6 protein-coding genes are annotated in these 7,162 nt (G+C 39.7%); all 6 read right to left on the bottom strand.

Annotated features, from left to right (window positions below):
- Positions 1-71: 71 nt before the first annotated feature.
- Positions 72-1,451 carry a hypothetical protein gene (locus tag Q0502_RS01905; RefSeq protein ID WP_286845073.1) on the bottom strand — a complete coding sequence of 460 codons (1,380 nt, stop codon included), beginning with the start codon at positions 1,449-1,451 and terminating at the stop codon, positions 72-74.
- Positions 1,452-1,479: 28 nt separating this feature from the next.
- Positions 1,480-2,841: a neutral/alkaline non-lysosomal ceramidase N-terminal domain-containing protein gene (locus Q0502_RS01910; protein ID WP_286845072.1), complete on the bottom strand. Its 1,362-nt coding sequence runs from the start codon at positions 2,839-2,841 to the stop codon at positions 1,480-1,482.
- Between the two features lie 3 nt (positions 2,842-2,844).
- Positions 2,845-4,215 carry a DegT/DnrJ/EryC1/StrS family aminotransferase gene (locus tag Q0502_RS01915; protein WP_286845071.1) on the bottom strand — a complete coding sequence of 457 codons (1,371 nt, stop codon included), beginning with the start codon at positions 4,213-4,215 and terminating at the stop codon, positions 2,845-2,847.
- 441 nt (positions 4,216-4,656) lie between these two features.
- A complete protein-coding gene (locus Q0502_RS01920; protein WP_286845074.1) occupies positions 4,657-5,148 on the bottom strand; it encodes a transposase in 492 nt (163 codons plus the stop codon).
- Between the two features lie 273 nt (positions 5,149-5,421).
- Complete coding sequence (locus Q0502_RS18910; RefSeq protein WP_366521732.1) at positions 5,422-5,529, bottom strand: hypothetical protein; 108 nt, start codon at positions 5,527-5,529, stop codon at positions 5,422-5,424.
- 791 nt (positions 5,530-6,320) lie between these two features.
- Complete coding sequence (locus tag Q0502_RS01930; protein ID WP_298646464.1) at positions 6,321-7,088, bottom strand: glycoside hydrolase family 16 protein; 768 nt, start codon at positions 7,086-7,088, stop codon at positions 6,321-6,323.
- Positions 7,089-7,162 lie beyond the last annotated feature (74 nt).

The raw sequence follows: 7,162 nt of genomic DNA on the forward strand, positions 1-7,162 counted from the left end.
TTTTACTGGACTACCTATCCGTCTTTTCCAAGTTTAAACATAGGAACTAATTTTTTTTAAGTACATTCTTATTATTTAATACCCACCAACTGAATTTTGACCAAATCTTCAATTTCCTTTCCTTCGTTTATAAATCTGGCCAATGTATATACGTCATTATTATTCCCCAATGCAATCGAATTTACATAGGTTGGAATAGAACCGTTCTCATAGAAAATTGGACCTAAATCCTGATATTTCCTTTCAGGGATGTTGTAAGTAACAAGATGCAAATATTCCATCCCTTTCGCGGCACCCATATTAATTTTGTCGAGTCCGGCTACTCTCTTTCCGTCTTTGTATATCGGCGCACCCGTAAGGTAATAAATCATACCGCTCTTATCGATGCAGAAGCCAAGGTAACCATAACTGAATTGATCGAACATTCCGCTTTCCTTCGACGGTAAAGATGTAATGCGGTCAACAATTTCAACTTTTTTCTCACGCGGATCAAATGTAAAAAGATACCCTGAATTTCCGTGCACGCCATATGCCTTATTTTCAGGACTATACCAGTATATCTTACGCCAGTTATACCCCATACTTCCCGCATCTTTGGGATCATATTGACCAAAATAATCGAGTCGCAGATCAACTCCGTCCAATTTTCTCAAAGCGGGATCAGAAGGGTTATAATAGAATATGTCTCCGTCGGCAGTAGAATAGTAAACATTCCCGTCACGAGGATCTATGAACATGGAACGACAAATTACCCTGAAATTTTCGGTACCTAGCTGCGTTTCTCCTGCTTTAGATATCGAACCGAGGTTTTTCAGTTCTCCTTTCTGGATATTATAATCCAAAAACAGCCCTCTTGGCCAAGTCAGTCCGTACAAATGGTCTCGATCTTTATCCATCACCATTGTAATGATACCCTCCCCTTCCGGTGCTAGGGCGAGACTCTTTATTTCTCCGCTCTTCATATCATAATAAAGAAAATGGCCACCGGGATATAACCTATATTCCTCCGGAGCAACTGTGGGAACATGTTCGGCACCATCTGTCATTTGATAATAACCGAGGTGGGTAGCGAAATACAGTTTCCCGTCTTTTTCATAAAATTCAACATGGCTTTTGCCTTGCGCGATATATTTTTGTTGTTTCTCTCCCAATGCTTCTGATAAATCTGCAATAAATTCCGTCTTATCCTCTTTGGGGTCATAACGGTAAAATTGTCCTCCGATATCATGCCTAGTGGAGGACAATACATAATATATTTTTCCATCACTTGCTGCCGATATCGCATTATAGGTGTCATGCGCATCCGGGAACCCGGAAAAGTAAGTTCTGGCAATTAAGGTATCACCGACAATAAAATCATTTGTTTTCTCGACAGAAACGGTTTTCGAATTGTTGTTACAAGCAATGAGTAACAAAGTTGATAAAAAAGGAATCAAGATTGTTTTTTTCATTTTAAAGTTCATTTTTAATTTATATTGGTTACATTTTTAATATTTCTGAAAATCCCGCTAATATCCTAGACTCAATACTTTTATCCCATCTTGCCGGCAGCCCATATACCCGCTGAGCGCCATCACCCTCATATCCCCCTTCTTCGAGAATTGTGACTGTTGGGATATATCCCATTACATCATTTGCATAAGACATTACAAAAATTTCATCGCCATACAACTTCTTCAACTGAAGGGCATAGGAAATTACCGACTCCCCTCCAAGGACAAACAACTGCTGTTCTCCTATCCGCCAATGTTGAATCGGGAAAGGATAATTATGTCGGAATGATTTATTGGATTCGTATTCGGCAATCATTCCCCTTGCCCAGCGACCTTCGTAATCGTCCCTAAGAGATATTTCCTGAATTTTTTGCATCGGAAGAGGTGTATCGAATAACAAATTAACCTCATCGTATGCAACCTGTATATTACTCTTTTGAATTTTCATATCCCCGGAAAGGACACACTCAACTGATACCGCTAATTGTTTTCCATACTGGATGGCTAAAGGAACAGATCTTCTCGGCAAGGGGTTCTGGTCTGCTCCTGCACCTTGAAAAAAAAGCGCCATTGCCCCCGGATACATTTTTTCCAGTTCTATCTGGGCAAATCCGGGATAATCTCCTGAAAATTCATTAATAGACAGAGTAGTAGGATGACAAGCGTAGCCAAAGATCACGGCGAGTAGCTTTTTATCCAAATCCTCAATCTTAATCACAGGCACAGCGTAATCATTAGGGCCTTTTAACGTTGTGACCGACAACAATTGATTTTCACTGTTATTTCTTCGGTTTACTTGAAATCTGGAAATTCCATTCCCGGTATATATTCTGGCTGGTTTCAAACCACTCAATGCCTGCTCAACCAATAGCAACAAATTCTTTTTCAATTGTGCTGTATAGATATCCACTTTTTGCCATTCGGAACGATCCATCGGATAAATATATTTTAAAGCGCGGGCAACCACCGGTCCTGAGTGAGTATGGGAACTACTTATAATAATTTGCGATTTTTCAAAGTCATATCGCTGCTTCAATATTCCCTTCAATTCATTGGAAAAATCCTGCGGAATCGAAAGGATATCCATTGTTATCAAAAGAGTTTTGAATCCTTTCTGGTCCTGGAATACAATCGCTTTTGCCCATAAATCGTGAAGAACACCTTCTGACGGTGTTGTCCGACTGGCATAACCGGCCATCCACATCGGAAATTCAGGAGTAATCTTTACTTTGCCAACCCCTATTTCCCATATGTCTGCAGATTCCTCCACATTTCCAGAAAATCCGAACGAAGGCAGAATAAACAGTACAAGTATAAGACAATGGCGAATTATTCTTTTCTGCAACATGACCTACATTCCTTCTCTTTTAATAATTTTCTCGGCATTCATAGAGATCTTCTCAATCGCGTTCGCAATGCTATCTAAAGAAGATTTGTCTCCCAACAGCATATTCTGAGTCAACCATATAGATTTTTCGTCACAAATCTTATCATTGACCGGACACTGGTTATTTTCAAGAAAGTCATTGTAATCAATTTCACTTTTTGAATAAAGCTTTTGGTATAATCTCGATTCAAACGCATTCTTTATAAAAGATTGGGTATGAAGAGGTGTATATCCCGCAGAGCAGGGAACGCCTTCCGCTTGCAAAGCTTTAAGGAATAAGGATCTTGGCATTCCTTTAAACTTTTGCTTATCATAAATCATAGGGAACAAATGAAAGACAGCTTTAGTCGTTTCCATATATAACTTAACGGAAGAAATGCCGGGTATGACATCAATTTTTTTCGCTAAATACATGCCATTATCCCATCTTTTATCCGTTTCTGCCCGTAATGTTTTCATCTGGTTCAATCCGATGGCAGCCTGATATTCCGTAAACCTGATTTTAGTGCCGACCATAACCGCGCCTCCACTAATATTTCCGACTTGTGTACCATAAGGGAATCCCAAATTATGATAAGAATAACAGCGATCCATAAATTCATCGTCGTTACTGACAATGGCCCCACCTTCTCCGATAGGCATATTTTTTGATGTTTGAAAGCTAAAACAGCCTGCATGTCCGATGGAACCTACCTTTTTCCCTCCTACTTCCGCCAAATGGGCCTGACAAGCATCCTCAATAACAATTAAGTTATGCTTCCGGGCTATTCTCATTATTCGCTCCATATCCGCCGGAATTCCCAGAATATGTACCAGTAAAATTGCTTTGGTCTTTTCTGTAATCTTTTTCTCTATGTTGGTCGGATCAATTTGAAACGTATCCGCGTCAATATCTGCAAAAACAGGTAATGCTCCATTAAGTAAAATGGCTTGGACAGTCGCAACAAATGTATAGGGAGTTACAATCACCTCATCTCCCGGCCCAATATTCCATTGAGCTAGAGACGTAATTAAAGCATTGGTGCCATTTACTACTGAGAGACAGCGCTTGGTCCCTATCATGTTGGCCCATTGATCTTCAAACTCAGATGTAACTTTAGAGCGCGACCAAACCCCACTTCTCAAAATGTTCAAAATACTTTCATCGTAATTGGGGGATTTCCATCTGGGCCAATCGGGCCATAAACCGGTATACGATTTCGGACCGCCAAGGATTGCAGGTAGTTTTAGACTATCCTTCGATTTAGCAAAAACGTATGAACTATTTATTCCCGAAACAGCCAGTAAGCTTGCTCCTCCCAAAACAGATTTTCTAATAAAAAATCTCCTATTCATAGTAAAACTTATAATATCACCACTCTTTTCGATAAACCGAAAGAGTATGCGTTTTATTGACAAACTTTCTCTCAGGTATATCTCCTATATCAAAAAGTATATAAATCAGCTAGTTATATGGAAATTATCTTCAATAACATAAGTCTACAGATTGATATTGAATATCTAATTACAAAGATGCAACTTAACTGTTTCGTTTTAAAATAAATATCGAAATTTTATCCTCAAAAAACGCAGTCATTCATTGTCGCACCTTATTCTTGACAACGGAAAGAGGTGTAAAATTACAACATTGAAGGAACCCTTTTCGAATTAGCGGATTTTTATTCAACATTTTGCTTGAATAGTAATTGTATTACGAAACGGCGGTGAGCACGGACCGATTGAATTTATAACAAAATTATTGAGATAATATTGTAAATCATTGCCGTCCGATAAAAACTAGTTTTGATTATTCGTGACCTCTAACAGGTTTATTATCAAATGCAGATAGTTAAACAAGTGTATCCTGCAAAATGACACCAGGTTCGAAAATGCCCAGGGACGTTTCAAACGCTTCTGTATAACCGTAAGTAACAGGTTCACGCTCAAAACACAATATATCTGTATTTTTATCGCGTTCTCATTGTCTCTCGGGAAATACTTGAGCGGGAAATTCCCTTTCAACTGTTTGTAGAGTACCTCGATTTGCCACCTTATTTTGTATATGGCGGCCATCATGTTGGGGCGCATACCGAACAGGTTGGTCAGGAACTCGAACTTGCGCTTCAACACCCTGTCATAAAACACCACTTCCTTCACCGTTATCCCGATGATGGTGTCTTCCGGCACGCCACTGTGAATACATTCATCAATGTAAAGTTCTTCTTCCACCTTGTAAATGGCATTGTCCTTGAGGCGTGTCACAAATCCGGCTCCTTTTTCACAAAACAGTTTGAACGCTTTATAATCGTTGGATCCTTGTCAAAGACGTAGATGGTGTTGGCATCGTGAGTGATCCTCTTTAAGAGTAAATGGTCGCTCGTGGCAGCCGATGAGAACCATATCATCTTTGGTACAAGCTTCATCGACATTGATAACGGTATGCACCTTGATCCTCCTTTGCGTTTACCGTCCGAGGGGGGGCAGCCCACGCACTTCAAGATATCTTGGAACAAACTGATGACCGTACTGTCAAAGAACTCGATTTGTTTGTTTATTACTTTCTTAAACCGGATGTCCGAGATCACGTGCCCGTACTCCCCGGAGCAAGTCGTGGTACACACCGCAGAAGAGCATGCTGATAAGGTGATCCTTCGCCGTGAAGCGTTTCACATAATGGTCTGCCTTGTATCGTTTGCTGTTCCGTACAATAATATCCTTGTATTAATCATAGATAATGAGTTGTCCAAGAACCGATTATCCAAAAAATGTGTGCTCTTGTTCATTGTAGCCTTGTTTTTGTGGTGGATACAAAGCTACAATTATTAATGCGTTGATCAAAATCTAATTTGCCCTCGCACTTCTTTTAAAAAAGTTTTATCGGACAACAGTGTTTCAGATTGCTAAAAGCACGCTATAGATGCCTCCGATGTTCCATTTTACGGAGAAACGAATAGAGGTCCATATCTGCATTTGCTTTGTTGTTTACAAGGTTTTAGAAGGAACTTGAACGAACTATCCGAACTATCGGTATAAGGATGAGCGTGGATAAGGTTCTGGACATCGCGAAGACGATATCGATCCTTAAAATTCGACTGCCGAACGGTGAACTCAACACACAGACACTCTACACAACATCACAGAAAGAGATCATTAAGCCTCTAATCGAGTTGAAATGGCAAATAGGGTGGCACATTTGTCAAAATCAGGACTACAAGCCCGTTTTGTGGAATGACGGGTACTCCAATTTAAAAAACAAAAAATATTGAACCCCTTTAAAATGTTTCAAATCAGAGTTTGTAAATGTCTAACTGACTGGTGCTTGAAATTTCTTTGTGAAAAAAGACTTTTTCCCAAGCGGGTTCAATATTAACATTCAAGTTTCAAAAGTGCGGAAATTGTTAAGAATTCAACTTTTGCATTTATCATGATTATGGATAAATCTTCAGACTCAACAGCAGCGGCTATTTCTTTTTATACACTTTTACATAATCTACCATAAATGTATCAGGAGCGCAAGCATTCTTTATCCCTTCAAGTGTGGCTGGTATCTCCATACTGAGAATCATATACTGATCAATTTTCGATATTCCTTCGCTTACCTCATGAAACTTCAGTCCATCAATAAAAAATGCATATTTCTCCGGTGTCCATTCAAGTGCAAAGGTATGAAAACCTTCTGAAAGCCCTTTCAGATCGCTGTCAAGACGCCCCACCGATTTCTGGTTTGGCCCATAAGCCCAGTGAACACAGTGGGTCATATGATCGTTACCTAATCCCTTGAAATATTCAAAAATATCTATTTCTGCACCAAAAACTGCTGGGTCTTCACCTTCCGATATCAGCGGAGACTGCATCCAAAATGCAGCCCAAGGGCCATCGCATTTTTGAAGGCGTGCTCTACATTCGAAATAACCATAAGTAGTATTAAAAGTTTGATAGCTCCCTACAGCACTACCCATGATGCTGTCCTTTCTGATGTCATACATCAGGTGTAAACATCCATCATTTACGGCAACCATGGAGGGGTCGTTGTAACCGATACGGCGAGGGCCGGTTCCCCTGATTCTCCATTTTAATGTATCCAGTTCCGTTCCTTCAAAATGATCTTCCCAGAAGAGGGAATAACCTTCATTCTCGGGAATAAAGAGATCTTGCGAAAGCGCAGTATTTTCCGAGATAACACGCTCTGCTGTCTTTTTTTTTGATTCTGTACACGCAGATACCGCCATGATACCTAATGTTAAAACAATAATTAGTCGAGCCTTAAAAAGCCCATTTTTATATGGTTTGTAAAATTATACTG

Origin of the sequence: uncultured Proteiniphilum sp., from assembly GCF_937873925.1 — a bacterium.
GTDB lineage: Bacteria > Bacteroidota > Bacteroidia > Bacteroidales > Dysgonomonadaceae > Proteiniphilum.

Bases quoted from the DNA above. Each gene is read 5' to 3' on its own strand.
- Q0502_RS01930 (WP_298646464.1), bottom strand. From the start codon at position 7,088: ATGGCGGTATCTGCGTGTACAGAATCAAAAAAAAAGACAGCAGAGCGT.
- Q0502_RS01905 (WP_286845073.1), bottom strand. From the start codon at position 1,451: ATGAAAAAAACAATCTTGATTCCTTTTTTATCAACTTTGTTACTCATT.
- Q0502_RS01915 (WP_286845071.1), bottom strand. From the start codon at position 4,215: ATGAATAGGAGATTTTTTATTAGAAAATCTGTTTTGGGAGGAGCAAGC.
- Q0502_RS01910 (WP_286845072.1), bottom strand. From the start codon at position 2,841: ATGTTGCAGAAAAGAATAATTCGCCATTGTCTTATACTTGTACTGTTT.